At 70.8% G+C, this 26,724-nt stretch carries 23 protein-coding genes; 17 read left to right on the forward strand and 6 right to left on the reverse strand.

Annotation, left to right across the window (positions count from 1 at the left end):
• Positions 1-47: 47 nt before the first annotated feature.
• Positions 48-827 (reverse strand): amino acid ABC transporter ATP-binding protein, encoded by a 780-nt coding sequence (locus ABZZ74_RS38325; RefSeq protein ID WP_133046187.1) that lies wholly within the window; start codon positions 825-827, stop codon positions 48-50.
• Positions 828-1,112: 285 nt separating this feature from the next.
• Between ABZZ74_RS38325 and ABZZ74_RS38330 the strand changes: the two genes are divergently transcribed.
• Entirely contained in the window at positions 1,113-1,799 is a 687-nt protein-coding gene (locus ABZZ74_RS38330; RefSeq protein ID WP_208780423.1) for a response regulator transcription factor, read from the forward strand.
• Between the two features lie 9 nt (positions 1,800-1,808).
• Complete coding sequence (locus tag ABZZ74_RS38335) at positions 1,809-3,212, forward strand: HAMP domain-containing sensor histidine kinase (protein ID WP_356773067.1); 1,404 nt, start codon at positions 1,809-1,811, stop codon at positions 3,210-3,212.
• Here ABZZ74_RS38335 and ABZZ74_RS38340 read toward each other — a convergent pair.
• Positions 3,202-4,203, reverse strand: a complete 1,002-nt coding sequence (locus ABZZ74_RS38340; protein WP_356773069.1) for a TAXI family TRAP transporter solute-binding subunit — start codon at positions 4,201-4,203, stop codon at positions 3,202-3,204. The genes ABZZ74_RS38335 and ABZZ74_RS38340 overlap by 11 nt on opposite strands.
• 86 nt (positions 4,204-4,289) lie before the next feature.
• Between ABZZ74_RS38340 and ABZZ74_RS38345 the strand changes: the two genes are divergently transcribed.
• Genes ABZZ74_RS38345 through ABZZ74_RS38360 form a run of 4 tightly spaced genes read left to right on the forward strand, consistent with a single transcriptional unit; the run spans position 4,290 to position 7,319 of the window.
• Positions 4,290-4,745: a MazG nucleotide pyrophosphohydrolase domain-containing protein gene (locus ABZZ74_RS38345; RefSeq protein ID WP_356773071.1), complete on the forward strand. Its 456-nt coding sequence runs from the start codon at positions 4,290-4,292 to the stop codon at positions 4,743-4,745.
• Positions 4,742-6,268, forward strand: coding sequence for a tRNA (N6-isopentenyl adenosine(37)-C2)-methylthiotransferase MiaB (miaB, locus tag ABZZ74_RS38350; protein ID WP_356773073.1), 1,527 nt, complete (start codon positions 4,742-4,744; stop codon positions 6,266-6,268). Before ABZZ74_RS38345 ends, miaB begins: the two co-directional genes overlap by 4 nt.
• A 30-nt stretch (positions 6,269-6,298) precedes the next feature.
• A complete protein-coding gene (locus tag ABZZ74_RS38355) occupies positions 6,299-6,595 on the forward strand; it encodes a hypothetical protein (protein ID WP_356773075.1) in 297 nt (98 codons plus the stop codon).
• A 10-nt stretch (positions 6,596-6,605) separates the two neighbouring features.
• Positions 6,606-7,319, forward strand: coding sequence for a class III extradiol dioxygenase subunit B-like domain-containing protein (locus ABZZ74_RS38360; protein WP_356773077.1), 714 nt, complete (start codon positions 6,606-6,608; stop codon positions 7,317-7,319).
• Positions 7,320-7,450: 131 nt separating this feature from the next.
• Here ABZZ74_RS38360 and ABZZ74_RS38365 read toward each other — a convergent pair whose 3' ends face one another.
• Both ABZZ74_RS38365 and ABZZ74_RS38370 read right to left on the reverse strand, forming a co-directional pair.
• Positions 7,451-7,720 (reverse strand): antitoxin, encoded by a 270-nt coding sequence (locus tag ABZZ74_RS38365; protein WP_356773079.1) that lies wholly within the window; start codon positions 7,718-7,720, stop codon positions 7,451-7,453.
• A gap of 61 nt (positions 7,721-7,781) precedes the next feature.
• Positions 7,782-8,054 carry a hypothetical protein gene (locus ABZZ74_RS38370; RefSeq protein ID WP_356773081.1) on the reverse strand — a complete coding sequence of 91 codons (273 nt, stop codon included), beginning with the start codon at positions 8,052-8,054 and terminating at the stop codon, positions 7,782-7,784.
• 182 nt (positions 8,055-8,236) lie between these two features.
• Between ABZZ74_RS38370 and miaA the strand changes: the two genes are divergently transcribed.
• The 6 genes from miaA (at position 8,237) to hflX (ending at position 16,757) form a co-directional block, all read left to right on the forward strand.
• A complete protein-coding gene (gene miaA, locus ABZZ74_RS38375; RefSeq protein WP_356773083.1) occupies positions 8,237-9,175 on the forward strand; it encodes a tRNA (adenosine(37)-N6)-dimethylallyltransferase MiaA in 939 nt (312 codons plus the stop codon).
• 108 nt (positions 9,176-9,283) lie between these two features.
• The gene (locus ABZZ74_RS38380) at positions 9,284-9,787 is read left to right on the forward strand and encodes a hypothetical protein (RefSeq protein WP_208780439.1); all 504 of its coding nucleotides are present in this window, start codon (positions 9,284-9,286) and stop codon (positions 9,785-9,787) included.
• Between the two features lie 45 nt (positions 9,788-9,832).
• Positions 9,833-10,729: a diaminopimelate epimerase gene (dapF, locus tag ABZZ74_RS38385; RefSeq protein ID WP_356773085.1), complete on the forward strand. Its 897-nt coding sequence runs from the start codon at positions 9,833-9,835 to the stop codon at positions 10,727-10,729.
• 298 nt (positions 10,730-11,027) lie between these two features.
• Positions 11,028-13,133 (forward strand): HD domain-containing protein, encoded by a 2,106-nt coding sequence (locus tag ABZZ74_RS38390; protein WP_356773087.1) that lies wholly within the window; start codon positions 11,028-11,030, stop codon positions 13,131-13,133.
• Between the two features lie 469 nt (positions 13,134-13,602).
• Positions 13,603-15,129, forward strand: a complete 1,527-nt coding sequence (locus ABZZ74_RS38395; protein WP_356773089.1) for a M1 family metallopeptidase — start codon at positions 13,603-13,605, stop codon at positions 15,127-15,129.
• 134 nt (positions 15,130-15,263) lie between these two features.
• On the forward strand, positions 15,264-16,757 hold the full coding sequence (hflX, locus tag ABZZ74_RS38400; protein WP_356773091.1) for a GTPase HflX: 1,494 nt from the start codon (positions 15,264-15,266) through the stop codon (positions 16,755-16,757).
• A 62-nt stretch (positions 16,758-16,819) separates the two neighbouring features.
• Here hflX and ABZZ74_RS38405 read toward each other — a convergent pair whose 3' ends face one another.
• Complete coding sequence (locus tag ABZZ74_RS38405) at positions 16,820-18,037, reverse strand: hypothetical protein (protein ID WP_356773093.1); 1,218 nt, start codon at positions 18,035-18,037, stop codon at positions 16,820-16,822.
• A 165-nt stretch (positions 18,038-18,202) separates the two neighbouring features.
• A complete protein-coding gene (locus ABZZ74_RS38410) occupies positions 18,203-19,435 on the reverse strand; it encodes a hypothetical protein (RefSeq protein ID WP_356773095.1) in 1,233 nt (410 codons plus the stop codon).
• Between the two features lie 283 nt (positions 19,436-19,718).
• Here ABZZ74_RS38410 and ABZZ74_RS38415 point away from each other — a divergent pair, with 283 nt between their 5' ends.
• The 5 genes from ABZZ74_RS38415 to ABZZ74_RS38435 all read left to right on the forward strand — a co-directional run bounded on the left by ABZZ74_RS38415 (position 19,719) and on the right by ABZZ74_RS38435 (position 26,651).
• Complete coding sequence (locus tag ABZZ74_RS38415; RefSeq protein WP_356773106.1) at positions 19,719-21,302, forward strand: diaminobutyrate--2-oxoglutarate transaminase family protein; 1,584 nt, start codon at positions 19,719-19,721, stop codon at positions 21,300-21,302.
• Between the two features lie 89 nt (positions 21,303-21,391).
• On the forward strand, positions 21,392-23,443 hold the full coding sequence (locus tag ABZZ74_RS38420; RefSeq protein WP_356773097.1) for an IucA/IucC family protein: 2,052 nt from the start codon (positions 21,392-21,394) through the stop codon (positions 23,441-23,443).
• A 190-nt stretch (positions 23,444-23,633) separates the two neighbouring features.
• Entirely contained in the window at positions 23,634-24,359 is a 726-nt protein-coding gene (locus tag ABZZ74_RS38425) for a GNAT family N-acetyltransferase (protein ID WP_356773108.1), read from the forward strand.
• Positions 24,360-24,363: 4 nt separating this feature from the next.
• A complete protein-coding gene (locus ABZZ74_RS38430) occupies positions 24,364-24,672 on the forward strand; it encodes a hypothetical protein (RefSeq protein WP_356773099.1) in 309 nt (102 codons plus the stop codon).
• On the forward strand, positions 24,669-26,651 hold the full coding sequence (locus ABZZ74_RS38435; protein ID WP_356773101.1) for an ATP-dependent DNA helicase: 1,983 nt from the start codon (positions 24,669-24,671) through the stop codon (positions 26,649-26,651). Before ABZZ74_RS38430 ends, ABZZ74_RS38435 begins: the two co-directional genes overlap by 4 nt.
• Positions 26,652-26,724 lie beyond the last annotated feature (73 nt).

The raw sequence follows: 26,724 nt of genomic DNA on the forward strand, positions 1-26,724 counted from the left end.
TTGGCTGGTGAGGAGAGAGGGACCGTCGACGGCGGAGCCGGCGCGTGTCAGTGGTGGAGGATCTTCGACAGGAAGTCCTTGGCGCGGTCGCTGCGCGGGTTGCTGAAGAACTGGTCGGGGGTGGCCTCTTCGACGATCCGGCCGTCCGCCATGAACACCACGCGATTCGCGGCCGATCGCGCGAAGCCCATCTCATGGGTGACGACGATCATGGTCATGCCGTCCCGGGCGAGCTGCTGCATGACCTCGAGGACCTCGTTGATCATCTCGGGGTCGAGGGCCGAGGTCGGCTCGTCGAAGAGCATGACCTTGGGGTCCATGGCCAGGGCGCGGGCGATGGCGACGCGCTGCTGCTGGCCGCCGGAGAGCTGAGCGGGGTACTTGTCCGCCTGGGTCCCCACGCCGACCCGGTCGAGCAGCGCGCGCGCCTTCTCCTCGGCCTGCTTCTTGTCGGCCTTGCGCACCTTGATCTGGCCCAGCATCACGTTCTCGAGCACGGTCTTGTGCGCGAAGAGGTTGAAGGACTGGAAGACCATCCCGACGTCGGCGCGGAGCCGGGCCAGCTCCTTGCCCTCCTGGGGGAGCGGCTTGCCGTCGATGGTGATCGCGCCGGAGTCGACGGTCTCCAGGCGGTTGATGGTGCGGCACAGGGTGGACTTGCCGGACCCGGAGGGTCCGATCACCACGACGACCTCGCCGCGGGCGATCGTCAGGTCGATGTCCTGGAGTACGTGCAACGCGCCGAAGTGCTTGTTGACGCTCTTCAGGACGACCAGTTCGCCGGCCTGGGGCACAGCATCTTCCTTGGCCACCGATACTTCGGTCATCGCTATCGGGCTCCGTCCTCCTCGGTTTCGGAGGACAGTAGTGAGCGCCCGCGACCAGCGTCATTACATCTGAGGGAGATCTGAGCATCACGATCCGATAGCAATCGGACACGAGTCGTAGCAGTTGTCCGCGGAGCTGTATCGGCCGCGTAACGGAAGCGGCGCGCGACAGGAACCCGCTTGACTCCGTCTGCGTCCATCAGCGTGACTGCTGGGTGCGCACGCGCGCGTGGACCGCGTTTTACCCATCCTGAACGTACGGCCGATGAACCGAAGGGGGCCCGGATGAGACTGCTCCTCGTCGAGGACGACAACCATGTCGCCGCCGCTCTCTCAGCGGTTCTGGCACGGCACGGTTTCGACGTCACCCACGCGCGCAGCGGCGAGGAGGCTCTTCAGGCGCTCGTCCCGGAGGGCGACGGCTTCGGCGTCGTCCTGCTCGACCTCGGCCTGCCCGACCAGGACGGATACGAGGTCTGCGGCAAGATCCGCAAGCGCACCAGCACTCCGGTGATCATGGTCACGGCGCGCTCCGACGTCCGCTCCCGCATACACGGCCTCAACCTCGGCGCCGACGACTACGTGGTCAAGCCGTACGACACCGGGGAGTTGCTCGCGCGCATCCACGCCGTCAGCCGGCGCACCGCCCACGAGGACGCAGCGCACGGTGAGGACAGCGCGCTGCGCCTGGGTCCCGTGCTCATCGAACTGCCCACCCGGCAGGTCACCGTGGACGGTTCGGTCGTCCAACTGACCCGCAAGGAGTTCGATCTGCTCGCCCTGCTCGCGCAGCGCCCCGGGGTCGTCTTCCGCCGGGAGCAGATCATCAGCGAGGTCTGGCGCACCAGTTGGGAGGGGACCGGACGCACCCTGGAGGTGCACGTCGCCTCCCTGCGCGCCAAGCTGCGCATGCCGGCCCTGATCGAGACGGTCCGCGGCGTCGGCTACCGGCTCGTCGCCCCGGCCTCGTAACGGCCACGCGTGCGTACACGTCTTCTTCCGCTGCTCATCGTCCTGATGGCGGCCGTGCTGCTGGCGCTCGGCATCCCACTCGGGGTGAGCGTGGCCGCGGCGCAGCAGCAGAAGGTGGTCGTCGACCGGATCGACGACACCGCGCGCTTCGCCTCCCTCGCCCAGTTCGTCACCGACGCCTGCAGCACCACGCACGCGTCAACGGACGAGCGTCTGGAGACCCTGAGCAGCGAACTCTCCAGCTACTACGACGTCTACGACATCCGAGCCGGGGTCTTCTGCCGCACCGAGACCCCCATGGCGCAGGCGCCGGCGACCTTCATCCTGCCCGAGGAAGGAGCGGTGCTCGAAGCGTTCAACGAGGCCAAGCTCAGCCGACGCAGCCATGACCCGAAACAGGTGTGGCCCTGGCAGCGGGGCCGTCTCGTCGTCGCCTCGCCGGTGATCCGGGACGGCGACGTCGTCGCGGTCGTCGTCACCGACTCGCCCACCGGACAGATGCGTTCGCGCATCCTGCACGGCTGGCTGGTCATCGGCCTGGGCGAGATCGCCGCGATGCTGCTCGCGGTCGGTGCCGCGCTCCGGCTGACCGGCTGGGTGCTCAGGCCGGTACGGGTCCTCGACGCCACCACCCACGCCATCGCCAGCGGCCGGCTCAAGTCCCGGGTCGCGGCCGCCGGCGGTCCCCCGGAACTTCGGCGCCTGGCCCGTGCGTTCAACGAGATGGCGGACAACGTCGAGGACGTGCTGGAGCAGCAGCGCGCCTTCGTCGCCGACGCCTCGCACCAGCTGCGCAACCCGCTCTCCGCGCTGCTGCTGCGGATCGAACTGCTCGCACTCGAACTGCCGGAGGACAACGAGGAGGTGGCATCGGTCCGCACCGAGGGAAAGCGCCTCGCCGAGGTGCTCGACGACCTGCTCGACCTCGCCTTGGCCGAGCACACCGAGGCCGACCTGAGGATCATCGACATCGGCGCGCTGACCGCCGAGCGCGTCGCCGCCTGGAGGCCCTCCGCCGAGGCCAAGGGTGTACGGCTGGTGGGCGACTGTCCGCCGACCACCGCCTGGGCCGACCCGGTCACCCTCTCCAGCGCCCTGGACGCGGTGATCGACAACGCGATCAAGTTCACGCCGGCGGACGAATGCGTCGAGGTGCGGGTCGCGGCCGACGGCGACACGTCCACGATCGTCGTCAGCGACAACGGCCCCGGACTGACCGACGAGGAACTCGCCCGCGTCGGCGACCGCTTCTGGCGCAGCGGCCGCCACCAGAACATCAAGGGCTCCGGACTCGGCCTGTCCATCTCCCGCACCCTGCTCGCGGCGGGCGGCGGCACCATCTCGTACGCCCACCACGAGCCGCACGGGCTGACGGTGACGGTGTCGGTGCCGCGCGGCCGCCCTACGGCTTGACCGACCGGTAGTAGCGCTTGGCGCCCTCGTGCAGGGCCAGCGGGTCGGTGTAGATCGCGGTGCGCAGATCGACGAGCTGGGCGGAATGCACATACCCGCCGATGTAGTCGCGGCTCCTGATCACCGTGCGGGTCACCCACTCGGTGAGCCGAGGGTCCACGTCCACCCGTGTGATCAGGATGTTGGACACCGCGATCGTCGGTACGGCGACACCGTTCTGGATGCTGGGATAAGCCGACTCCGGCATGTTGGTGGCGCGGTAGTAACGGGTGGCACCGCCCTGTTCGTGCAGCTTGGCGACGAGGCCGGGGGTGATCGGCACGAACCGGAAGACGAAGGTCTTCGCGAGGTTCTTCAGCCCCTGCGTGGGCAGTCCGCCCGACCAGAAGAACGCGTCGATCTTCTTGCGCCTCAGCCGGTCCGGTCCGGTGTCGATGCCGTCGGCGGACGGCGTGATGTCCTTCTGCGGATCGAGGCCGGCCGCCTGCAGCACCCGGTCCGCTATCAGCCGCACACCCGAGCGGGTCGGCCCTATGGCCACCCGCTTGCCCCGCAGGTCGGCGACGGACCGGACGTCCGAGTCGCGCGGGACGATCAGCTGCACATAGTCGTCGTACAGGCGGGCCACCCCCCGCAGCCGGTCGTAGCCGGCCCGGTGACCGAGTTCGTACGTGTCCACCGCGTCGGCCGCCGCGATGGTGAAGTCGGCCCCGTCGTCGGTCGCCACCCGACGGACGTTCTCCTGCGAACCCTCGCTCGTGCGTAGGTCCACCGTCAGGTGCGGCATGTCCTTGTGGAACGCGTTGCGCAGGAGCTCGCCGTACTGCTGGTACACGCCTGCCTGCGTGCCGGTGCTGAACCGGATCGTGCCGCTCGGCGGAGCCGCGCCCAGCGGCAGCAGCCACCACATCAGCAGCCCGAACACGACGAAGCCGGCGGCCGCGCCCTGCAGGGCCCGACGCCTGCCGATCCGGGCGAGCACTGTGGACATGCGGGCGATCCTGCCAGCCCGCGCGCGGTGCTGACCAGGGCGGGACGCACGGGAGCGCTGTCAGTGGCGGCCGATACAGTCGCCGCATGAGCTCATCGCCCGCCGATCTGGTCCGTGCGTTCCACCTCGCCGTCGGGCTCGACGCCCGCACCACGCCCACCGAGGTCCCGCCCCGGCTGGCCGCCCACCGGCGGGAACTGCTCGCCGAGGAGGCCGCGGAGGTCGCCGAGGTCTCGGTGACCGGCCCCCTCGACCGGCTCGCGCACGAACTGGCCGACGTCGTGTACGTGGCGTACGGCACCGCCCTCGTCCACGGCATCGACCTCGACGCCGTCATCGCGGAGATCCACCGCTCCAACATGACCAAGCTGGGCCCCGACGGCCGCGTCGCCCGCCGTGCCGACGGCAAGGTCCTCAAGGGCGAGCACTACGAGGCGCCCGACGTGTCGGGGGTGCTGCGGCGGCAGGGCTGGGTGCCGGGCGGGGCCCCTGGAGAATCCCGGGACGGGGGGTTCGCGGGAGCGCCTACCCTTGACGCATGACCAGCAGCAGCGACCGGAGCCTCGCAGTGGACGTCCAGGGACCCAAGACCTACGAAGTACGTACCTACGGGTGCCAGATGAACGTCCACGATTCCGAGCGATTGTCCGGGCTGCTCGAGGAGGCGGGCTATGTGCGCGCCCCCGAGGGTTCCGACGGCGACGCGGACGTCGTCGTGTTCAACACCTGCGCCGTGCGGGAGAACGCCGACAACCGGCTGTACGGCAACCTCGGCCGGCTCGCCCCGAAGAAGGCCTCGCGGCCCGGCATGCAGATCGCGGTCGGTGGCTGCCTGGCGCAGAAGGACCAGGACACCATCGTGAAGAAAGCGCCCTGGGTGGACGTCGTCTTCGGTACGCACAACATCGGCAAGCTCCCGGTGCTGCTGGAACGCGCGCGCGTGCAGGAGGAGGCGCAGGTCGAGATCGCCGAGTCCCTCGAGGCGTTCCCGTCCACCCTGCCGACCCGGCGCGAGAGCGCCTACGCGGCCTGGGTCTCCATCTCCGTCGGCTGCAACAACACCTGCACCTTCTGCATCGTCCCGGCCCTGCGCGGCAAGGAGAAGGACCGCCGCACCGGTGACATCCTCGCCGAGATCGAGGCGCTGGTCGCCGAGGGCGTCTCCGAGATCACCCTCCTCGGACAGAACGTCAACGCGTACGGCTCCGACATCGGCGACCGTGAGGCGTTCAGCAAGCTGCTGCGGGCCTGCGGCACGATCGACGGCCTGGAGCGCGTCCGCTTCACCTCGCCGCACCCCCGCGACTTCACCGACGACGTGATCGCGGCGATGGCCGAGACGCAGAACGTGATGCCGCAGCTGCACATGCCGCTGCAGTCCGGCTCGGACACCGTCCTGAAGGCGATGCGCCGCTCCTACCGGCAGGAGCGCTACCTCGGGATCATCGAGAAGGTTCGGGCCGCGATCCCGCACGCGGCGATCACCACCGACATCATCGTGGGCTTCCCCGGCGAGACCGAGGAGGACTTCGAGCAGACCCTGCACGTGGTCCGCGAGGCGCGCTTCGCGCAGGCCTTCACCTTCCAGTACTCCAAGCGTCCCGGCACCCCCGCCGCGACCATGGACGGCCAGATCCCCAAGGAGGTCGTCCAGGCGCGTTACGAGCGGCTCGTCGCCCTCCAGGAGGAGATCTCCTGGGAGGAGAACAAGAAGCAGGTCGGCCGCACCCTGGAGCTGATGGTCGCCGAGGGCGAGGGGCGCAAGGACGGCGCCACCCACCGCCTCTCCGGCCGCGCCCCCGACAACCGCCTGGTCCACTTCACCAAGCCCGATCAGGAGGTCCGTCCCGGCGACGTCGTCACCGTCGAGATCACGTACGCCGCCCCGCACCACCTCCTCGCCGAGGGCGCCGTCCTCGATGTGCGCCGCACGCGCGCGGGGGACGCGTGGGAGAAGCGCAACGCGGCGGAGGCCGCGAAGCCGACGGGCGTGATGCTGGGCCTCCCGAAGATCGGTGCCCCGGAGCCGCTGCCGGTGGCCACGGGGGGCTGCGCGGCGCACTGAGCGACGTCCGGTACGCAGGGAGGGTGGGGCATGGGGCGCTGGGTGGTGGTCGTCGACCGCAGTATCGGCAACCAGAACGGCGTCGACGAGGTGGCGCACTTCGAGGGCTCTCGGGACGAGGCCCGGGCCCGTCTGTACGAGATCGCCTGCACCCACCGTCCGGGGGTCGGCACGCGCCAGAAACGCCGGCAGGTCTACCGGATCGGTGACGGAGACGCCTACTACGTGAACGTCGAAGGCGCGATGACGACGCACCGCGTGATGTACCGGCTCGCCGAACTCGCATGGAGCACCCATCCGGAGTCCTGGCCCTGGGCCTGGAAGTAGGCTGCCGATCATGCTTGTCGCCGCCGCCGTCTGTCCCTGCCCGCCTCTTCTCGTGCCCGAGGTGGCCGCGGGCGCCGCCCCGGAACTGGACGGTGCGCGGACCGCGTGCGCGGACGCGCTCGGGGTGCTCGCCGCGTCCCGGCCCGACCTGCTGGTGGTGGTCGGCCCCGCGGAGCAGAGCGGTCGCGGCACGCACCCGGAGGGCACGCCGGGCTCCTTCCGCGGCTTCGGCGTGGACATCGGCGTCCGGCTGGGCGCGGACAAGGGAATCGACGCCGAGCGCGACCTTCCGCCCTCCCTCGCCGTCGCCGCCTGGCTGCTGCAACGGATCGGATGGGCCGACGCCCCGATCGAGGGACTCGGCGTGGGGGAACCTCTCGAGGCCGAGCGGTGTATTCAAGTCGGAAGGGACATCGCCGCCCGGGCCGAGCGGGTGGCGCTGCTGGTGATGGGCGACGCCAGCGCCTGCCGCACGCTCAAGGCACCCGGCTACCTCGACGAGCGGGCGGCCCCCTTCGACGCGGAGGTCGCACGTGCCCTGGGCGCGGCCGACGTGGCGGCCCTCAAGGCGCTGGACGCCGAGCTGGCGTACGAACTGAAGGCGTCGGGCCGGGCCCCCTGGCAGGTCCTCGCGGGTGCCGCCGAGGGCGCGGAGCTCGCGGGTGCGCTGCTGTACGAGGACGCGCCGTACGGGGTGGGGTACATGGTCGCCACCTGGTCGTAGGCATCTGGTCGTAGGGACCTGGCCGGAAGGATGGCGGGCGCGGCCGCGCAGCAGCGCCGCGCCGACGGCGGGAACGGCGGACGGCCGGGAGCCCTCGGGCCCTGCGGCCGTCCGTCGATGCGCCGGGAAGGTCAGGAAGCCGGCGGTGTCGGGTTGTCCGGCGGCACCGTGCCGGTGCCCGTCGCCGTCTCGCCCTTGTGCGCCAGCCGGTCCATGGCGCCCTTGGCCTTGCCCGTCCCCGTCTGGATCCGGTCGCTGTACCTGCCCTTGGTCTTCTCGTCGACCACCTTCGCGGCCTTGTCGAGACCGTGCGAGATCTTGTCCCCGTGCTGCTGCGCGAGGCCCGAGACCTTGTCCCTCGCCGGGGAGAGCTTGGCCTTCAGATTGTGCAGGAGACTCATGGTCCACCTTCCCTGTAACCCGGGCCGTTGTCCGTTCCCGGGGCGCTCACGCGCGGCGCTGTTACGTGCGGGCGCCCTCGCCGGCCTCGCTGTCGGCAGCCTCCTCGGCGGACTGCTGCTGGGGGATCTCGACGCCCTCGCCGGAGGTGTCCCCGTCGGCCTCGTTCTTCGCCTGCGCGGCCTCGGCCGACTCCTTGACCTCCGCCGACTCTTCCGCCACCGCCACCGCCTCCGACTGTGCGGACTGCGCCGTCGGTGTGTCGTCCTGAGCCGCCGCGGTTGACGCCTCCTCCGTGGCCTTCGACCTCCGGAGAAGTCGTGCGAAAACGCCCATATCAGCTCCATACGTTACTTGTGCGGGGAAAATCCCGCGCCGCCCGGTGCGCCCGTTTGCGTCACCCGGCTCACCGCCCGCGGAAAGCGGCGGCGAAAACCTCGCAACGGGCAACGACCTCGACCACACCCCGTCACGTAACTCGTTCGAGGAGTGCTCCCCGCGTTTGGGAGACTGGTCCGGTGAGCAGCGCACCCCCCGCCCCCCGAGTCATCGCCGTCGTCGGTCCCACCGCGGCCGGAAAGTCCGATCTGGGCGTCTTCCTCGCCCAGCGCCTGGGCGGGGAGGTTGTCAACGCAGACTCCATGCAGCTCTACCGGGGGATGGACATCGGCACCGCCAAGCTGACGCCCGAGGAGCGCGGCGGCGTCCCGCACCACCTCCTGGACATCTGGGACGTGACGGTCACGGCGTCCGTCGCCGAGTACCAGAAGCTCGCCCGCGCGCGGATCGACGCCCTGCTCGCCGAGGGCCGCTGGCCCGTCCTGGTCGGCGGTTCCGGTCTGTACGTGCGCGGGGCGGTCGACAACCTGGAGTTCCCCGGCACCGACCCCGAGGTCAGGGCCAGGCTCGAAGACGAACTCACGCTGCGCGGTTCCGGCGCGCTGCACGCGCGTCTGGCCGCTGCCGACCCCGGGGCGGCGCAGGCGATCCTGCCGAGCAACGGCCGCCGTATCGTCCGGGCCCTCGAAGTGATCGAGATCACCGGCCGCCCCTTCACCGCCAACCTGCCCGGTCATGACTCGGTCTACGACACCGTGCAGATCGGTGTCGACGTGGCCCGCCCCGAGCTCGACGACCGCATCACCCGCCGGGTGGACCGCATGTGGGACGCGGGGCTCGTGGACGAGGTGCGCGCGCTGGAGGCGCGCGGCCTGCGCGAGGGGCGTACGGCTTCGCGTGCGCTGGGCTACCAGCAGGTGCTCGCGGCGCTCTCGGGGGAGTGCACGCTGGAAGAGGCGCGGGTCGAGACCGTACGCGCCACCAAGCGCTTCGCGCGCCGCCAGGATTCATGGTTCAGGCGCGACCCACGGGTGAACTGGCTCAGTGGGGCTGCGGCGGACGTCACAGAACTTCCGCGGCTCGCACTGGCGTTGGTCGAACGACCGGTTACAGCCTGATCACGTCATGGCATCGGGACGCTCAGGCCGCCGTCCGGGCCTCCGGCGCCGTGCCATCATCGAGCTTCGATCGACCAAGTGGAGTCCGAGTTGGGAGGGCGCGTGGCGATGGAGGCCGGCCCTCGCGACACTGCACAAGGCACCGAGCCCCTCACCGTCGACAGCGGTGAGCCGGAGCAGGACGAGGATCGTCTGAGCCCCGACGGGCCCGACGAGATGCAGGGTGGAGTGACCGCCGACGGCCCCGAGCCCGAGGAGATGTTCGCGGGCGGGCCCGAGGTCGAGGTCGAGCTGCGCCCGCAGCGCAGGCTGCGCATCTGGCAGCTCGCCCCCATCGTCGCCCTGGCCGCGGTCGGCTCCCTGATGTTCGCTTTCCCGCTCGCCTTCGACTTCGGCGACAGCGGCGCGGTGATCGCCATGCTGGGCCTGCTGATCTGCTCCTGTGCGGCGGGCTGGGGCATGATGGCGGCCCGCCGGGTGGGCTACACCTGGCCCGGGCTGCCGCAGCGCGGCTCCGGCCGCAGACCGGACTGGCGGGTGATCCTGGCGTACGTCGTCGTGGTCGCCGCGATCATCGTGCTCGCCGTGTGGAGAGTCGCCCGGCTGCGGTAGACGGTGCCTTTCGGCGCTGTCCGAGGGGCACCGTACGATCGAGGCATGAGCACGCGCGCGCGGATCGCCTTCCTCAAGGGCCACGGCACCGAGAACGACTTCGTGATCGTCCCGGACCCCGAGAACACCATCGAGCTGCCCCCGGCCGCCGTCGCCGCCCTGTGCGACCGCCGGGCGGGCATCGGCGGTGACGGTCTGCTGCATGTCGTGCGGTCCGCCGCCCACCCCGAGGCGCGGCACATGGCGTCCGAGGCCGAGTGGTTCATGGACTACCGCAACGGCGACGGCTCGGTCGCGGAGATGTGCGGCAACGGCGTGCGCGTCTTCGCGCGCTACCTCCAGCGTGCCGGCCATGTCGCCGAGGGCGATCTCGCGGTGGCCACGCGCGGGGGAGTGAAGACCGTGCACATCGCCAAGACCGCGTCCGGCGGCGGCTCCGCTGGTGACGTCACCGTCGGCATGGGCAAGGCGCTGCTTCCCGAGGGGGACGTCACGGTGAGCGTCGGCGAGCGCAGCTGGCCCGCGCGGAACGTGAACATGGGCAACCCGCACGCCGTGGCCTTCGTGGACGACCTCGCCCACGCCGGGAACCTGTACGCGCCGCCCCCCTTCAGCCCCGCCTCCGCCTACCCGGACGGGGTGAACGTGGAGTTCGTGGTCGACCGCGGCCCGCGCCATGTCGCCCTGCGCGTGCACGAGCGCGGCTCCGGCGAGACCCGGTCGTGCGGCACGGGCGCGTGCGCGGTCGCCGTGGCCACCGCCCGCCGCGACGGCGCCGACCCGGCGGTCACCGGAACACCGGTGACGTACACCGTCGACGTGCCCGGCGGAACGCTCGTGATCACCGAGCGGCCCGACGGTGAGATCGAGATGACCGGTCCCGCGGTGATCGTCGCCGAGGGCGAGATCGACGCCGAGTGGCTGGAATCGTTTGTCCGCTGAGCTGCGTGCGGGCTTCGGATCGTAGGCACACGCGCCCAGTGGTGCAGGTGTCAACTACTGAGGTGTCGTGCGGAAGTTCGAAATCACAGCCATCCGCCATTCGCGTGGCGCGAAACCGTAAACATGCGGACCTTCGCTCGAATGGGTGATCCGTTTCACGCTCGGCGAGAGGCGGTCAGACGCGCGTGATGGGCTCGGTAGCATCAAGCACCGGCCCGGACGGGGGACCGTTGCCATCCCCTGAGCCGTGTCCGCCCTGGGGCACCCCGTCCGCCGGTCCACGCAGCCGGAGGTGCCCATGAGTGCGGAGGCCACGAATCCCGCGACCCCAGGTCCGGTATCGAGCCCGGCGGCGCGCTGGCGGGCGCGGATCGACCTGCGCCGCCTGGGACGCGCCGCCCTGCTCGGCCCCGCCGCCCGCGACCGGCTGCCCGACGCCATCAGCCATGTCGTCGACGCGCACCGCGCGCACCATCCGAGCGCCGACCTCGACCCCCTGCACCGCGCCTATGTGCTGGCCGAGTCCTCGCACCGCGGCCAGATGCGCAAGAGCGGCGAGCCGTACATCACGCACCCCCTCGCGGTCACTCTGATCCTCGCGGAACTCGGCGCCGAGACAACGACCCTGACGGCCTCTCTGCTCCACGACACCGTCGAGGACACCGACGTGACACTGGATCAGGTCGGGGAGCAGTTCGGCGCCGAGGTCCGCTATCTCGTCGACGGCGTCACCAAGTTGGAGAAGGTCGACTACGGCGCCGCCGCCGAGCCCGAGACCTTCCGCAAGATGCTGGTCGCCGCGGGCAGCGACGTCCGGGTGATGTCGATCAAACTCGCGGACCGGCTGCACAACATGCGGACCCTCGGTGTCATGCGCCCCGAGAAGCAGGCCCGCATCGCCAAGGTCACCCGGGACGTCCTCATCCCGCTCGCCGAACGGCTCGGCGTCCAGGCGCTCAAGACCGAGCTGGAGGACCTGGTCTTCGCGATCCTGCACCCCGAGGAGTACGAACACACGCGGGAGTTGATCGTCGACAACGCCTCCCGCGCGGACGACCCGCTCGCCGACATCGCCGACGAGGTGCGCGGCGTGCTGCGCGACGCCGACATCCCGGCCGAAGTCGTGATCCGGCCACGGCACTTCGTCTCCGTGCACCGCGTCGCCCGCAAGCGCGGGGAGCTGCGCGGCACGGACTTCGGCCGGCTGCTGGTGCTCGTCAACGAGGACGCGGACTGTTACGGCGTCCTCGGCGAACTCCACACCTGTATGACGCCGGTCGTCTCGGAGTTCAAGGACTTCATCGCGGTACCGAAGTTCAACCTGTACCAGTCGCTGCACACCGCGGTCGCCCGCCAGGACGGGCAGGTCGCCGAAGTCCTCATCCGTACCCACCAGATGCACAAGGTCGCCGAGGCCGGCGTCATCGCGCTGGGCAACCCGTACGCGCCCGCGCCCGACGACCCGGCCGACGGCGAGCGCGCCGACCCCACCCGGCCCGGCTGGCTCTCCCGCCTCCTCGACTGGCAGGAGGCGGCCCCCGACACCGACACCTTCTGGTCGACCCTGCGCGAGGACCTCGCCCAGGACCGCGAGATCACCGTCTTCCGCCCCGACGGCGGCACGCTGGGCCTGCCCGAGGGCGCCACCTGCGTCGACGCCGCGTACGCGCAGTACGGCGAGGACGCGCACGCGTGCATCGGCGCCCGCGTGAACGGCCGCCTGGCGACGCTGAGCACGGTGCTGCAGGACGGCGACACCGTCCAGCTGCTCATGGGGCAGGACCCCGCCTCCGAGCCCTCCAGGGAGTGGCTGGAGCACGCCCACACGCCGGCCGCGCGCATCGCCATCCAGCGCTGGCTGGCGGCCCATCCGGCGCACACGGACACGGCGGAGGACGCCGAGCCCTCGTCCGCTCCCCGGCCCACGCCCGAGGGGGCGGTCGCCCGGCCCGTCGCGGACGTCATCGTCGACCAGCCCGACGCGACGGTACGCCTGGCGGGTTGCTGCACGCCCGTGCCGCCCGACGAGGTGACCGGGTTCGCCGTGCGCGGTGGAGTGGTCACCGTTCACCGGCTCGAATGCGCCGCCGTGGCGCGGATGAAGAGCGGGGGGCGCGCGGAGGTCGGGGTGCGCTGGGGGGACACCACCGAGTGCCGGGTCACCCTGCTCGCCGAATCGTTCGTCCGCCCGCACCTCCTGGCGGACCTCACGGAGGCGATGGCCCTCGAGGGCGCCGAGATCGTCTCCGCGACCATCGAGCCCCCGACCCAACAGCGCGTCCGGCACACGTACACCGTCCAACTCCCGGACGCGGCCCTCCTGCCGGCCCTCATGCGGGCCATGCGCAACGTGCCAGGCGTGTACGACGTGAACCGAACCCAGCCGCACCCATCCAACACGTGAAACCGCGCCCGCCCGCCTGACATCTGCCACGCGCGCGTGGGCCACCACTGCGCCGCCCGCAGCCACCCGCTTCTGGCACGGGGTCCCGCATGGCCCTTGAGGACGGGACGCGTACGGCGCACATGCCCGGCGCGCGCAGAAGTGGAGAGGCGCGCGAGGCGCAGGTCGGGCGCGCGGTGAAGGGGAGGGGCGCGCGGTGAGGTAAAGCGGAGCGCGAGGTGCGGGCCCGGCGCGCGCGGAGGCGGCTGACGTTCGCTGCGCACGCTCGCGTGAGGTGTGCAGAGCGGCAGTGGGCCAGACCGCCGCCGGTCCTGCACCGCCCTACGTCTGCACGGCACCCGCACCCGTCGGGCCTGCCGCACGAGGTCGTGCCCTGCGCATGACGCATGTGTGCGCGCCTCCGACCCGTTCGGGTGGTACGGGCGCGCGTCGGCTCCGTGGGGCGTGTGCGCGCTGATAGCCGTGGTTCATGCTGCTCACCTCCCGCGCTCCGGCGGCCTCCACGCGTGCGCGTGCCGTCGTCCCCCACACCGGAAAGCCCCGCCGGCTCAAGGCGGCCGCGCTGCTCGCCTCCGCCGTCTCCGTCTGTCTTCTCGCCGCGAGCGCCCCGCCGGCGCCCCTGGGCGTCGGTGACCGTCTCTTCCCGTACCTCGGCAACCCGGGGTATGACGTGGCGTCGTACGACCTCTCCTTCACCTATTCCGGCTCCAACAGCAAGCCCCTGCAGGCGGTCACCACGATCGACGCCTGGACCACCCGGGACCTGGACCGCCTGAACCTCGACTTCGCGCACGGCAAGGTCGAGTCCGTCGAGGTCGACGGTGAGCCCGCCTCGTTCGCCGGAGCCGGCGAGGACCTCGTCGTCACGCCGGAGGAGCCGCTGCAGGAGGGCAGCTGGACGCGGATCACCGTGCGGCACACCAGCGACCCCACGGAGTCCGGGGACGAGGACGGCGGCTGGGTGCGCACCTCGGACGGCCTCGCCATGGCCAATCAGGCCGACGCCGCGCACCTGGTGTTCCCGTGCAACGACCACCCCTCCGACAAGGCGATGTTCACCATCCGGATCACCGCCCCCAACGGCTACACGGCCGTCGCCAACGGTCTGCCCGCCGGCGTCGACCGCGTCGGCCGGTCCACCACATGGACGTACCGCACCCAGCACCCGATGGCCACCGAGCTCGCCCAGGTGTCGATCGGCCGCTCCACCGTCCTGCACCGCGAGGGGCCCCACGGCCTGCCCGTACGCGACGTCGTCCCCACCAAGGACGTCAAGGCGCTCGAACCCTGGCTCGCCAGAACACCCGACCAGATCGCCTGGATGGAGAGCAAGGTCGGCCCGTACCCCTTCGAGACGTACGGTCTTCTCATGGCCCAGGCCACCACCGGCTTCGAACTCGAGACGCAGACACTCTCTCTCTTCGAGAGAGAGCTCTTCACCGAGCCCGCCTACCCCAAGTGGTACGTCGAGTCGATCATGGTGCACGAGCTGTCCCACCAGTGGTTCGGCGACAGCGTCAGCCCCCGCACCTGGTCCGACCTGTGGCTCAACGAGGGACACGCCACCTGGTACGAGGCCCTGTACGCGGAGGAGAAGGCCGGCAAGCCCATGGAGGCGCGCATGAAGGCCGCGTACGCCGCCTCCGACCGCTGGCGCGCGGCCGGAGGCCCCCCGGCCGCTCCCAAGGCGCCCGCCCCCGGCCAGAAGATCAGCCTCTTCCGGCCGAACGTCTACGACGGCGCCGCCCTCGCCCTCTACGCCCTGCGCCAGGAGATCGGCCGCGAGCGTTTCGAGCGCCTCGAACGCGCCTGGGTGGCCCTGCACCGCGACGGCACCGCCACCACCGCCGACTTCGAACGGCTCGCCTCCGACATCTCCGGACGTGACCTCGGCGGCTTCTTCAAGGCCTGGCTGTACGGCGAGAAGACCCCGCCCATGCCCGGCCACCCGGAATGGACGCCGGTCCCGCCCGGCAAGGCGGGACCGCGGAAATAAGGCGATGACGAGACGTCCCGTACCGTGCGACCATCTTCTGGCCGGCGCGGCACGGGGCACGGGAATCTCCCGGGGTACTCGTGCGTTGTGCAGTACGACGCCGCAGACTCACTGCCCATCGACGTAAGGATCCAATGACCTCCTCTTCATCCCCTTCCCAGGACACGCAGCGCTTCGCGCACACCTATCCCGAAGGTCTTCGGGCCGATGCCCTGATGGAAGAGGACGTCGCCTGGAGCCACGAGATCGACGGAGAGCGGGACGGCGACCAGTTCGACCGCTCGGAGCGCGCGGCTCTGCGCCGTGTCGCCGGGCTCTCCACCGAGCTCCAGGACGTCACCGAGGTCGAGTACCGCCAGCTGCGGCTGGAGCGGGTCGTCCTCGTCGGCGTCTGGACCTCCGGGACCGCCCAGGACGCGGACAACTCCCTCGCGGAGCTCGCCGCCCTCGCCGAGACCGCCGGCGCGCTCGTGCTCGACGGCGTGATCCAGCGCCGCAGCGAGCCCGACGCGGCGACCTACATCGGCTCCGGCAAGGCGGTCGAGCTGCGGGACATCGTCGTCGAGACCGGCGCCGACACCGTGATCTGTGACGGTGAGCTCAGCCCCGGCCAGCTCATCCACCTCGAGGACGTCGTCAAGGTCAAGGTCATCGACCGTACGGCCCTGATCCTGGACATCTTCGCCCAGCACGCCAAGTCCCGGGAGGGCAAGGCGCAGGTCGCGCTCGCGCAGATGCAGTACATGCTGCCGAGGCTGCGAGGCTGGGGTCAGTCACTGTCGAGGCAGATGGGCGGCGGCAAGGGCGGCGGCCTCGCCACCCGCGGTCCCGGTGAGACCAAGATCGAGACGGACCGGCGGCGGATCCGCGAGAAGATGGCGAAGATGCGCCGGGAGATCGCGGAGATGAAGACCGGCCGCGAGATCAAGCGCCAGGAGCGCAAGCGCAACAAGGTGCCGTCGGTCGCCATCGCCGGTTACACCAACGCCGGCAAGTCCTCTCTGCTCAACCGCCTCACGGGCGCGGGCGTGCTGGTCGAGAACGCCCTGTTCGCGACCCTGGACCCGACCGTGCGCCGGGCCGAGAGCCCGAGCGGCCGGCTGTACACGCTGGCGGACACCGTCGGCTTCGTGCGCCACCTGCCCCATCACCTGGTCGAGGCGTTCCGCTCCACCATGGAGGAGGTCGGCGAGTCCGACCTGATCCTGCACGTGGTGGACGGCTCGCACCCGAACCCGGAGGAGCAGCTCGCCGCCGTGCGCGAGGTGATCAGGGACGTCGGCGCCATCGACGTACCGGAGATCGTCGTGATCAACAAGGCGGACGCGGCTGACCCGCTGACCCTGCAGCGGCTGCTGCGGGTCGAGAAGCGTTCGATCGCCGTCTCGGCACGCACCGGCCAGGGCATCGCGGAACTGCTCGCCCTCATCGACAACGAACTGCCCCGGCCGTCCGTCGAGATCGAGGCACTGGTGCCGTACACCCACGGCAAGCTGGTGGCGCGCGCGCACGACGAGGGCGAGGTGATCTCCGAGGAGCACACCCCGGAGGGCACCCTGCTCAAGGCGCGGGTGCACGAGGAACTCGCGGCGGACCTCGCGCCGTACGTGCCCGTCCCCGCGGTCTGACCGACAGCGCGAAGGCCCGCCCCCAGAATGTTCGGAGGGCGGGCCTTCGCCATGTCCCGGGGTCACCGACCGCCGTACGTCCTGCTCATGTTCTGGAGGAGCGTCTCGGCGCCCTTGCCGAGCTGCGGACCCGCCAGCCAGGTGTTGGTGGTCGGGCCGATCGAGGTGTTCGACACCAGTTCGGTCTTTCCGTCGACCACCCGGAACCAGCCGCCGCCGGACGAACCGCCGGTCATGGTGCAGCCGATGCGGTACATCGTCGGCAGCGACGGGCTCAGCGACAGCCGCCCGGGCCGGTCGATGCACTTGAACATCTTCAGGCCGCTGTACGGCGGCGCCGCGGGGTAGCCCCAGGCACCCATCCGGGTCACCTCGGTCGCCGAGGGCGCGGAGAAGTCGACGGGCAGGGCCGCGCCGATCGTCTCCTCCAGGGACTTCGAGCCCTGCTCAGGCTTCACATGCAGGACGGCGTAGTCATACGCGGCACCCGCGCCGCCCGTCTCGGATCCGCCCTGGATCCACTGGCTGGAGGTGGAGGCCCAGTCCGCCCACCAGGTGCCGTACGGGGCTATCTCGGAGGCGTCGGCGTTGCTCAGCTGGGACACGGACTGGGCGAGGTCGTTGTAGGCCGGCACGAAGGCGATGTTGCGGTACCAGCCGCCGTTCTTGCCGGCGTGCACGCAGTGGCCCGCCGTCCACACCAGGTTGGACTTCCCCGGGTGGTTCACGTCCTTGATCACCGTGCCCGAACAGACCATCGAACCCTGGGGGGAGTCGAAGAAGACCTTGCCCACCGGGGCCGCGTACCGGTGGTACGGCGTCTTCTCGGCCGCCGCCTCGACGGGCGCCGGCTCAGGGTCGCTGACGCCCTGGTCGGCGGCCGCGTCCTGGGTGGAGAGCGTCTTGTTGGCCTCCTTCGCGGACTTCATCCGCTCCGGCTTCCACAGCCCCTCGATCACCGGGTTGGCGAAATCCTTGGCCGCCCTGAGCCACTTGTCCTTGTCCCAGTCCTTCCAGCCGCCCTTGGCCCACTGGTCGATGTCGATGCCGTGGTCCTTGAGCTTGCTCGCGATGTCCGCCGGGATCCTGATCTTCCCGTCGCCGCCGCTCGCGGAGGCGGTGATGGTGCCGTCGGGCTTGTCGCTCGCGCTGTCGCCGGAACCGTTGCATGCGGTCGCGGTCAGGGCCAGGGCGGCGACCAGGCCGGTGGCGGCGAGCGCGGTGCGGCGGGTGGTGCGCCGCCCACGCGGTGGTGCAGCGGGCGCAGGTGTGGAACGCATGGTGCGGTAACCCCCGTTGGAGCGTGGTGCGGCATGGGCCTGCCGGGGGCAGGTGGTCCCGCCCCCGGAGCGACACCACTATGCCCGCGCAGCTGAGGGCGAACGGGGACGGGACGGTGAAGGTTTCCGTGAGGCGCCCCGGCCCCGCCTGTGCCTACCGGCCGGTCACCGACCGGCGAACTTCTTGCTCACGGATGCGTACACGCCCTTGGCCACGTCCCCCAGCCTCGGTCCCGCCAGCCAGCCCGAACTGACCGGGCCGATCGAGGTGTTCGACACCAGCGCGGGCTTGCCGTCCGAGCCGGTCTCGACCCAGCCGCCGCCGGAGGAACCGCCGGTCATGGTGCAGCCGATGCGGTACATCGTCGGGGCCGAGGCGTTCAGCGACAGCCGTCCCGGCTTGTCCGTGCACCGGTACATCTTCTGTCCGTCGAACGGCGCCGCAGCCGGGTAACCGGTCGCGGTGATGCTGGGAACCTTCGGCACCGCCGGGGCGTTGAAGTTCACAGGAAGCGCCGAACCGACCGTCTCCTGAAGTGACTTGCCGTTGCCACCCTTCTCCGGCGTCACATGGATGACGGCGTAGTCGTACGGTGCCCCGTCGCCGCCCGTCTCACCGCCCTGCTCGATCCACTGCTGCGAGGTCTGCGCCCAGTCCGCCCACCAGACGCCGTAGGGAGCCACCTGTTCCCGGGTGGCGTTCTGCAGCTCGGCCGCCGTCCTGCCCGAGTCGTTGTACGACGGCACGAAGGCGATGTTGCGGTACCAGCCGCCGTTCTTGCCGGCGTGCACACAGTGCCCCGCGGTCCAGATCAGGTTGGACTTGCCGGGGTGGGCCGGGTCCTCCACGACCGTCGCCGAACAGACCATCGTGCCTTGGGGGGAGTCGAAGAACACCTTGCCGGAGGTCGCCGCGTTGGCGTGGTACGTAGGCGCGACGGCCTTCGCGTCCACCGGCGCGGGCGTGGGGTCGGTCACGCCCTGGTCACCGGAGAGGTCGTTGCTGTCGACGCTCTTGTCCGGGTCATTGGCCCGCCGCATCCGGTCCGTGTTCCACAGGCCCTTGATGATCGGGTTGATGAAATCGTCGGCCTCGCGCAGCCAGTCGTCCTTGTTCCAGTTCTTCCAGGCGCCGTTCTTCCACTTGTCGATGTCGATCCCGTGCTCTTTGAGCTTCTTCCTGATGTCGTCCGGGATCTTGATCTTGCCGTCGCCGCTGCTCGCGGTGTCGGACGCGGACGCGGAGGACTGACCGCCCGCGTTGGTGTCGTTGCCGTTGCAGGCTGTGGCGGTTAGTGCCAGCACCGAGGAGAGCGCTACGGCGGCCAACACGGGGGTGGTCCTGCGACTCGCACCCCCGCCTCGCCGGACGTGGAACGACGGCCGTATGGATCGCATGGTCTGAACTCCCCCTGAGATGAACGCGCCGGGCTTCTGCCGAACCGGCCCGTCTGCCGTACCGGGCCTGTGTCGAACGGCATCACACACTATGTGCTCGCTGTGGGGGACTTCCCACGGAGCGGCAACGGTTCCGTCACGGAAAGGATCTTGAAGCGACCCGTAACCCGGTGCGGCGAAGGGGGTTGGTAGCGGTGGGGGTGCTGCTGTCCGTGGGTGATCCCCAGCGGGAGGACATGAGGTCGTGGCCGAGTCTGCGTGTGAGGGGAGTGCGTCCGAGGGAATCGGCGCGGCCGGCGGGGTCTCCGTGGCGGCGCGGGGTGCGTACGACGGGATCCTGCGTCGTCAGTCGGCGCGCGAGTCGGCGGCGCGCACCTATGCGCGTGCCCTGCCGATCGTTCCCGTGCGTGCCCGGGGACTCACCATCGAGGGCGCCGACGGGCGCCGCTACCTCGACTGTCTCTCCGGCGCGGGGACGCTCGCGCTGGGCCACAACCACCCCGTCGTGCTCGAAGCGATCCGCAAGGTCCTGGACTCGGGCGCACCCCTTCACGTCCTCGACCTGGCGACACCCGTCAAGGACGCCTTCGTCACCGAGTTGTTCCGAACCCTGCCCTCCGGGCTCGTCGACCACGCGCGCGTGCAGTTCTGCGGGCCGGCCGGAACCGACGCGGTGGAGGCCGCGCTGAAACTCGTACGGGCCGCGACCGGCCGCACCGGGATCATGGCCTTCACCGGCGCCTACCACGGTATGACCGCCGGAGCCCTGGCCGTATCCGGGGGCGCCCCCGACGTACGGGTCGCCCGGCTGCCCTTCCCACAGGACTACCGCTGCCCTTTCGGCATCGGCGGACCTCAGGGCGCCGAACTCGCCGCCCGCTGGACCGAGTCCGTTCTCGACGACCCCAAGTCGGGCGTGCCGCACCCCGCCGGGATGATCCTCGAGCCCGTCCAGGGCGAGGGCGGTGTCATTCCCGCGCCGGACGTCTGGATGCGGCGGATGCGCGAGGTCACGGCAGCCCGGGCCATTCCGTTGATCGCGGACGAGGTCCAGACGGGCGTCGGCCGCACGGGGGCCTTCTGGGCGGTGGAGCACAGCGGCATCACCCCGGACGTCATGGTCCTCTCCAAGGCCATCGGCGGCAGCCTCCCCCTCGCGGTGATCGTCTACCACGAGGACCTGGACGTCTGGCCTCCCGGCGCCCACGCCGGCACCTTCCGCGGCAACCAACTCGCCATGGCCGCGGGCACGGCGACCCTCTCCTACGTCCGCGAGAACGACCTCGCCGCCAGAGCGGCAACGCTCGGAACCCGGATGCAGGACCAACTCCGACAGCTCGGCCGGGAGTTCGCATGTGTAGGGGAGGTGCGGGGGCGGGGGCTGATGATCGGGATCGAGTTCGTGGACACGGAAGGCGACGGGGGCGGGGACGCTGATGCCGGCCTTCGGGATGGTCTCGCCGGTGCGCCTGGTGTGCCTGGTGCCCTTGGTGCGTCCGGTGCGTCCGGGGCGACGTGTGAGCCCGGTGTTCCCTGTGAGGCCGGTGGGAGCACCACGCCGGCTCCGTGGTCCGAAGGCCCTCGCCCCGCCGCTCCCGATCTCGCGGCCGCCGTTCAGCGGGAGTGTCTGCGGCGCGGTCTCATCGTCGAACTTGGCGGGCGCCACGCCAGTGTCGTACGTCTGCTCCCACCACTGACGATCAGTGACGAGCAGGCGGCCGCGGTGCTCGATCGCCTGGCCGATGCCGTGGCTGCGGCAGCCCGAGCCCACGCCGGCCGACCGTCCGCGCCCCGCCGAGCGAACGGGGCCCCTCCGCGCAGCCGGCAGGACGAGCGAGCCCAAAGGGCGGGCTGGAGCGGCGACTGACGCTCACGCTCCCGCCCCTGGTCAACCAGGCCGACCTAAACCTCCGTGACGCAGCACCCGATTCGCCACCCCGCGAGTCAGAGCCACCCATGAGGACCGCCTTGAACGCCACCCCCACTCCGGAGACCCCCGGGCCCGCCACGGCCCCCCACGGCGCCACCGACGAACCGCGTGTCGACCCCAACCAGCCCACACCGACAGGAACAACCCCGCGGCGGGGTGGAACAGGCGTGGAAGAGGGCAGGGTCCCCGCGCAGCGCAGGCTCCCGTCGTGGGCGTCGGACACAGCCAACCCGCCGGAGCCCGCCGAAGATCCGTTCCACTGCGTGGCAGACCTCCTTGAGCACCCCGATCCACACACCGCAGCCGACGCCGCGGCCATCGAGAACCTGCTCCGCTGCTGGGTCCGCGAGGCCGATCTTCCGGCCCCTGACAGCGGCACGCTCCGCATCCCCCTGCCCGCCAGCGGCACGGCACTGCTCGTCCCGGTCCGCTACTGGTCCCCCTCGGGATGGCACCGCTTCGGCCTTCCGAGCCTCGCCGGCTCCTCCGATCAGTCCCCGCCCGCCGATGCCGTCACCATCGCCGCCCTGCTCGCCCGCGAAACAGCCACATGCAGCACCCCGAATGCACGGCCCGCTCTCGCTCCCCTCTCCGCGACCGCTTCCGACCTGGTCACCCGCGTAGCCGACTCCTCCCGTCGTACCGCCACTTTCATCCGGGAACGCCGGGAGCACCCTTCCGACGGCCCCGACCTCTTCCTCTCCGCCGAGCAGGCACTCGTGCTCGGCCACCCCCTGCACCCCACCCCGAAGAGCCGCGAAGGTCTCTCCGAGTACGAAGCGCGCCTGTACTCACCCGAGTTGCGGGGCTCCTTTCCCCTGCACTGGCTTGCCGTCGCCCCCTCCCTGCTCGCCACGGACTCCGCCTGGACCGAGCGCGGCCGCCCCGTCCCCGCCCCGCAGCTCACCACTCGACTCGCCGGCGCCGAACTGGCCCTGCCGGACGGCCATGCAGCCCTTCCCCTCCACCCCTGGCAACTGCGCGAGGTCCTCCGCCGCCCCGAGGTCTCGCCCCTGTTCGACGCAGGACTGCTCCGCGACCTCGGCACCCACGGCTCCCCGTGGCACCCCACCTCCTCCGTACGCACCGTCCACCGCACCGGCGCCCCCGCGATGCTCAAACTGTCGCTGGGCCTGCGTATCACCAACTCCCGTCGCGAGAACCTCCGCAAGGAACTGCACCGGGGCGTCGAGGTCCACCGCCTGCTGCGCAGCGGCCTGTCCCAGCAGTGGCGGGCCGCGCACCCGGGATTCGACATCGTCCGTGACCCGGCCTGGCTCGCCGTCGACACCCCGGACGGCGAACCGGTGCCCGGCCTCGATGTGATGATCCGGCACAACCCGTTCTGCGCCTCCGACGACGTCTCCTGCGTGGCCGGACTCGTCGCACCCCGGCCACTGGCCCCATCCGCCCTTCCGGCGAGTCCGGCCCACCGCTCGGAGGCCGATCCGCAGCCGATGCGGTCCCGCCTGGCAATGGTCGTCACCCGCCTCGCCCTTCGGACGGGACGTCCGCGCGGAGCCGTGGCCGCCGAGTGGTTCCTGCGCTACCTCGAACAGATCGTCCGTCCCGTGCTGTGGCTGGACGCGGAGGCAGGCATCGCCCTGGAGGCCCACCAGCAGAACACGCTGCTTCTGCTGGATGCCGACGGCTGGCCCGCAGGCGGCCGCTACCGCGACAACCAGGGCTACTACTTTCGTGAATCCCGCCGCACGGACCTCGATGCCCGGCTGCCCGGCATCGGCGAGCGCAGCGACACCTTCGTTTCCGACGGGGTCACCGACGAGCGTTTCGCGTACTACCTCGCGATCAACAACGTCCTCGGCCTCGTCGGGGCGTTCGGCTCTCAGCGCCTGGCGGACGAAGGGCTGCTGCTCGCCGCGTTCCGCCGATTCCTCGACGACGTCGCCTCCGGTCCCGCTGCCCTGCGCACTTCGCTCCCGGCCCACCTGCTCGACTCGCCCGTCCTGCGGTGCAAGGCCAACCTGCTGACCCGACTGCACGGCCTCGACGAACTCGTCGGCCCGGTCGACACCCAGTCCGTCTACGTCACCATCGCCAATCCCCTCCGTCTGTGAGAACAGCTGGTCGCACACCGTTTTCCCAAGCACCAACTCCCTTCATCGCTGAGGAACATGCCCCACCCGCACTTCTGAGAGGAGCGTCGCCGTGTCTTCCACCGACGCCGACGCACAGGCAGCGCCAGCCCCTGCTCCCCGTACCGACACCGACGCCGAGACCAGCCCCCTTCCGGCCGAGAGCGGCACGGTGATCACGGACAGCGACAGCGAGGACACGCTGGAACTGCGCCTGCCCGACGAACTGATCGCGCTCTTCTCCGAGCAGGAGGGGGCCCATGCCGACGAGGCACCGGGGCGGCGTGAGATCAGGACCGCACCCTCTCGCGCACCCTCCCTCGACGGCGACCTCCTCGACGACGTCGGAGAGTGGGGACCTGTGACCACACCCGCGGGCGCGTTCCACCTCGTCCCCGTGCACATCGAGCGGGACCTTCCGCTGGTCAGCCGCTGGATGAACGACCCTGCCGTCGCCGAGTTCTGGAAGCTGGCCGGACCTCCGTCAGTGACAGAGGACCACCTGCGCGCCCAGTGCACAGGCGACGGACGCAGCGTTCCGTGCCTCGGTGTGCTGGAGGGCACCCCGATGAGTTACTGGGAGATCTACCGGGCGGACCTCGACCCGCTGGCCCGCCACTATCCCGCCCGACCTCATGACACCGGAATCCACCTCCTCATCGGTGCTGTCGCCGAGCGTGGGCGAGGTCTCGGCAGCATGCTGCTCAGAGCCGTCGCCGACCTCGCTCTCGACAGGCGCCCCGTCTGCGCGCGCGTCGTCGCGGAACCCGACCTTCGCAACACCCCCTCCATCGCCGCCTTCCTGAGCGCCGGTTTCCGGTTCTCCGCCGAGGTCGAGCTCCCCGCCAAGCGGGCCGCTCTCATGGTCCGAGACCGGTTGCTGCGCGATCTGCTGTGACTCTGTGCCACAGACGCTGTGCCATCGCATCGTCACTTTTGGTACACCGCCCGAGCCGATCCGGTTCCCACTTTGCGGCGTCGACCGCTTCGACGCCGAAATCCACCGAACCGATGTCGAAACCGAGCGACAGCGGCTCTCGCGCATCCAGAACGGCACTCGCTCCGTCCATCGACGGTCATCCACAGTCATCGACGATCCAAAGCAGTCCGATCCGAACCAGGCCACGGCGCACCCGGCCCCGATGCAGCCCCTCGTCCCCGCCTTGATCACCCTTTTGTCAGTGCCGCGCCGTAGGGTGGTCGCGCTATGACGAAGCCCTCACTCCCCGAACTCCTGCATGCTGCCGTCACTGCCGTCGGCGGTACGGAGCGCCCCGGCCAGGTGACCATGGCCGAAGCCGTCGCGGAGGCGATCGACGACGGCTCCCATCTGCTGGTGCAGGCCGGCACCGGTACCGGAAAGTCGCTGGGCTATCTCGTGCCCGCGCTCGCGCACGGGGAGAGAGTCGTCGTGGCGACGGCGACCCTCGCCCTGCAGCGTCAGCTCGTCGAGCGGGACCTGCCGCGCACGGTCGAGGCCCTGCACCCCCTGCTGCGCCGCCGTCCGGAGTTCGCGATGCTGAAGGGCAGATCGAACTACCTCTGCCTGCACCGCCTCCACGAGGGCGTTCCGCAGGACGAGGAAGAAGGCCTGTTCGACCAGTTCGAGGCGGCCGCACCCACCAGCAAGCTGGGCCAGGACCTGCTGCGGATGCGTGACTGGGCCGACGAGACCGAGTCCGGCGACCGTGACGACCTCACCCCCGGCGTCTCCGACCGCGCCTGGTCCCAGGTGTCGGTCTCGTCCCGTGAGTGCCTGGGCGCGTCGAAGTGCGCGTACGGCGCCGAGTGCTTCGCCGAGATGGCACGCGAGCGCGCCAAGCTCTCCGACGTGGTCGTCACCAACCACGCGCTGCTGGCCATCGACGCCATCGAGGGCGCGCCGGTCCTGCCGCAGCACGAGGTGCTGATCGTCGACGAGGCGCACGAGCTGGTCTCCCGCGTCACCGGCGTCGCCACCGGCGAGCTCACACCCGGCCAGGTCAACCGCGCGGTGCGCCGCGCCGCCAAGCTGGCCAACGAGAAGGCCGCCGACCAGCTGCAGACCGCCGCCGAGGGCTTCGAGCGGCTCATGGAGCTGGCCCTGCCCGGCCGCCTGGAGGAGATCCCCGAGGACCTCGGCTACGCGCTCATGGCGCTGCGCGACGCCTGCCGCACGGTCATCTCCGCGATCGGTGCGACCCGTGACAAGTCCGTGCAGGACGAGGACGCGGTCCGCAAGCAGGCGCTGGCGTCCGTCGAGGCGGTGCACGACGTGGCCGAGCGCGTTACCAACGGCAGTGAGTGGGACGTCGTCTGGTACGAGCGCCACGACCGGTTCGGCGCCTCCCTGCGCGTCGCCCCCATGTCGGTTTCGGGCCTGCTGCGGGAGAAGCTGTTCGCCGACCGGTCCGTCGTCCTGACGTCGGCGACGCTGAAGCTGGGCGGCGACTTCAACGGCGTCGGAGCCTCGCTCGGACTCGCCCCCGAGGGCACGGAGGGCGACGACCTGCCCAAGTGGAAGGGCGTGGATGTCGGCTCCCCGTTCGACTACCCCAGGCAGGGCATCCTGTATGTCGCCAAGCACCTGGCGCGCCCCGCGCGTGACGGCGACCGGGCGGACATGCTGGACGAACTGACCGAGCTGATCCAGGCGGCGGGCGGCCGTACGCTCGGCCTCTTCTCGTCCATGCGGGCCGCCCAGCTCGCCGCCGAGGAACTCCGCTCCCGCATCCCGGAGTTCCCGATCCTGCTGCAGGGCGAGGAGACCCTGGGTGAGCTGATCAAGAACTTCGCGGCCGACCCGCAGACCTGTCTGTTCGGCACGCTGTCGCTCTGGCAGGGGGTCGACGTCCCGGGCCCCAGCTGCCAGCTGGTCGTCATGGACAAGATCCCGTTCCCGCGCCCCGACGACCCGTTGATGAGCGCCCGCCAGAAGGCGGTGGAGGAAGCCGGGGGCAACGGTTTCATGGCGGTCGCCGCCACCCATGCCGCGCTGCTCATGGCTCAGGGCGCCGGCCGCCTCGTACGCGCGTCGGGAGACCGGGGCGTGGTGGCCGTACTCGACCAGCGTCTGGCCACGGCCCGGTACGGCAGCTATCTGAAGGCGTCACTGCCCGACTTCTGGTACACGACGGACCGTAACCAGGTCCGGAAGTCCCTGTCGGCGATCGACGCGGCCGCCAAGAAGGCGGAGGCGGAGGCGGAATGACGGGTGGGTGGCCTGACGCGGCGCCGCGTCAGGCCCGAGCGGAAGAGCGTCGGGGAGGGAAAGAGTGGTTGGT

The sequence above is a fragment of the Streptomyces sp. NPDC006476 genome (genome assembly GCF_040612015.1).
In the GTDB taxonomy this organism is placed as follows: domain Bacteria; phylum Actinomycetota; class Actinomycetes; order Streptomycetales; family Streptomycetaceae; genus Streptomyces; species Streptomyces griseorubiginosus_B.

Excerpts from the sequence above, each read along its gene's own strand:
- ABZZ74_RS38325 (WP_133046187.1), bottom strand. The coding sequence starts at position 827 with ATGACCGAAGTATCGGTGGCCAAGGAAGATGCTGTGCCCCAGGCCGGC.
- ABZZ74_RS38330 (WP_208780423.1), top strand. The coding sequence starts at position 1,113 with ATGAGACTGCTCCTCGTCGAGGACGACAACCATGTCGCCGCCGCTCTC.
- ABZZ74_RS38340 (WP_356773069.1), bottom strand. The coding sequence starts at position 4,203 with ATGTCCACAGTGCTCGCCCGGATCGGCAGGCGTCGGGCCCTGCAGGGC.
- ABZZ74_RS38345 (WP_356773071.1), top strand. The coding sequence starts at position 4,290 with ATGAGCTCATCGCCCGCCGATCTGGTCCGTGCGTTCCACCTCGCCGTC.
- miaB (WP_356773073.1), top strand. The coding sequence starts at position 4,742 with ATGACCAGCAGCAGCGACCGGAGCCTCGCAGTGGACGTCCAGGGACCC.
- ABZZ74_RS38355 (WP_356773075.1), top strand. The coding sequence starts at position 6,299 with ATGGGGCGCTGGGTGGTGGTCGTCGACCGCAGTATCGGCAACCAGAAC.
- ABZZ74_RS38360 (WP_356773077.1), top strand. The coding sequence starts at position 6,606 with ATGCTTGTCGCCGCCGCCGTCTGTCCCTGCCCGCCTCTTCTCGTGCCC.
- ABZZ74_RS38365 (WP_356773079.1), bottom strand. The coding sequence starts at position 7,720 with ATGAGTCTCCTGCACAATCTGAAGGCCAAGCTCTCCCCGGCGAGGGAC.
- ABZZ74_RS38370 (WP_356773081.1), bottom strand. The coding sequence starts at position 8,054 with ATGGGCGTTTTCGCACGACTTCTCCGGAGGTCGAAGGCCACGGAGGAG.
- ABZZ74_RS38380 (WP_208780439.1), top strand. The coding sequence starts at position 9,284 with ATGGAGGCCGGCCCTCGCGACACTGCACAAGGCACCGAGCCCCTCACC.
- dapF (WP_356773085.1), top strand. The coding sequence starts at position 9,833 with ATGAGCACGCGCGCGCGGATCGCCTTCCTCAAGGGCCACGGCACCGAG.
- ABZZ74_RS38390 (WP_356773087.1), top strand. The coding sequence starts at position 11,028 with ATGAGTGCGGAGGCCACGAATCCCGCGACCCCAGGTCCGGTATCGAGC.
- ABZZ74_RS38395 (WP_356773089.1), top strand. The coding sequence starts at position 13,603 with ATGCTGCTCACCTCCCGCGCTCCGGCGGCCTCCACGCGTGCGCGTGCC.
- hflX (WP_356773091.1), top strand. The coding sequence starts at position 15,264 with ATGACCTCCTCTTCATCCCCTTCCCAGGACACGCAGCGCTTCGCGCAC.
- ABZZ74_RS38405 (WP_356773093.1), bottom strand. The coding sequence starts at position 18,037 with ATGCGTTCCACACCTGCGCCCGCTGCACCACCGCGTGGGCGGCGCACC.
- ABZZ74_RS38410 (WP_356773095.1), bottom strand. The coding sequence starts at position 19,435 with ATGCGATCCATACGGCCGTCGTTCCACGTCCGGCGAGGCGGGGGTGCG.
- ABZZ74_RS38420 (WP_356773097.1), top strand. The coding sequence starts at position 21,392 with ATGAGGACCGCCTTGAACGCCACCCCCACTCCGGAGACCCCCGGGCCC.
- ABZZ74_RS38435 (WP_356773101.1), top strand. The coding sequence starts at position 24,669 with ATGACGAAGCCCTCACTCCCCGAACTCCTGCATGCTGCCGTCACTGCC.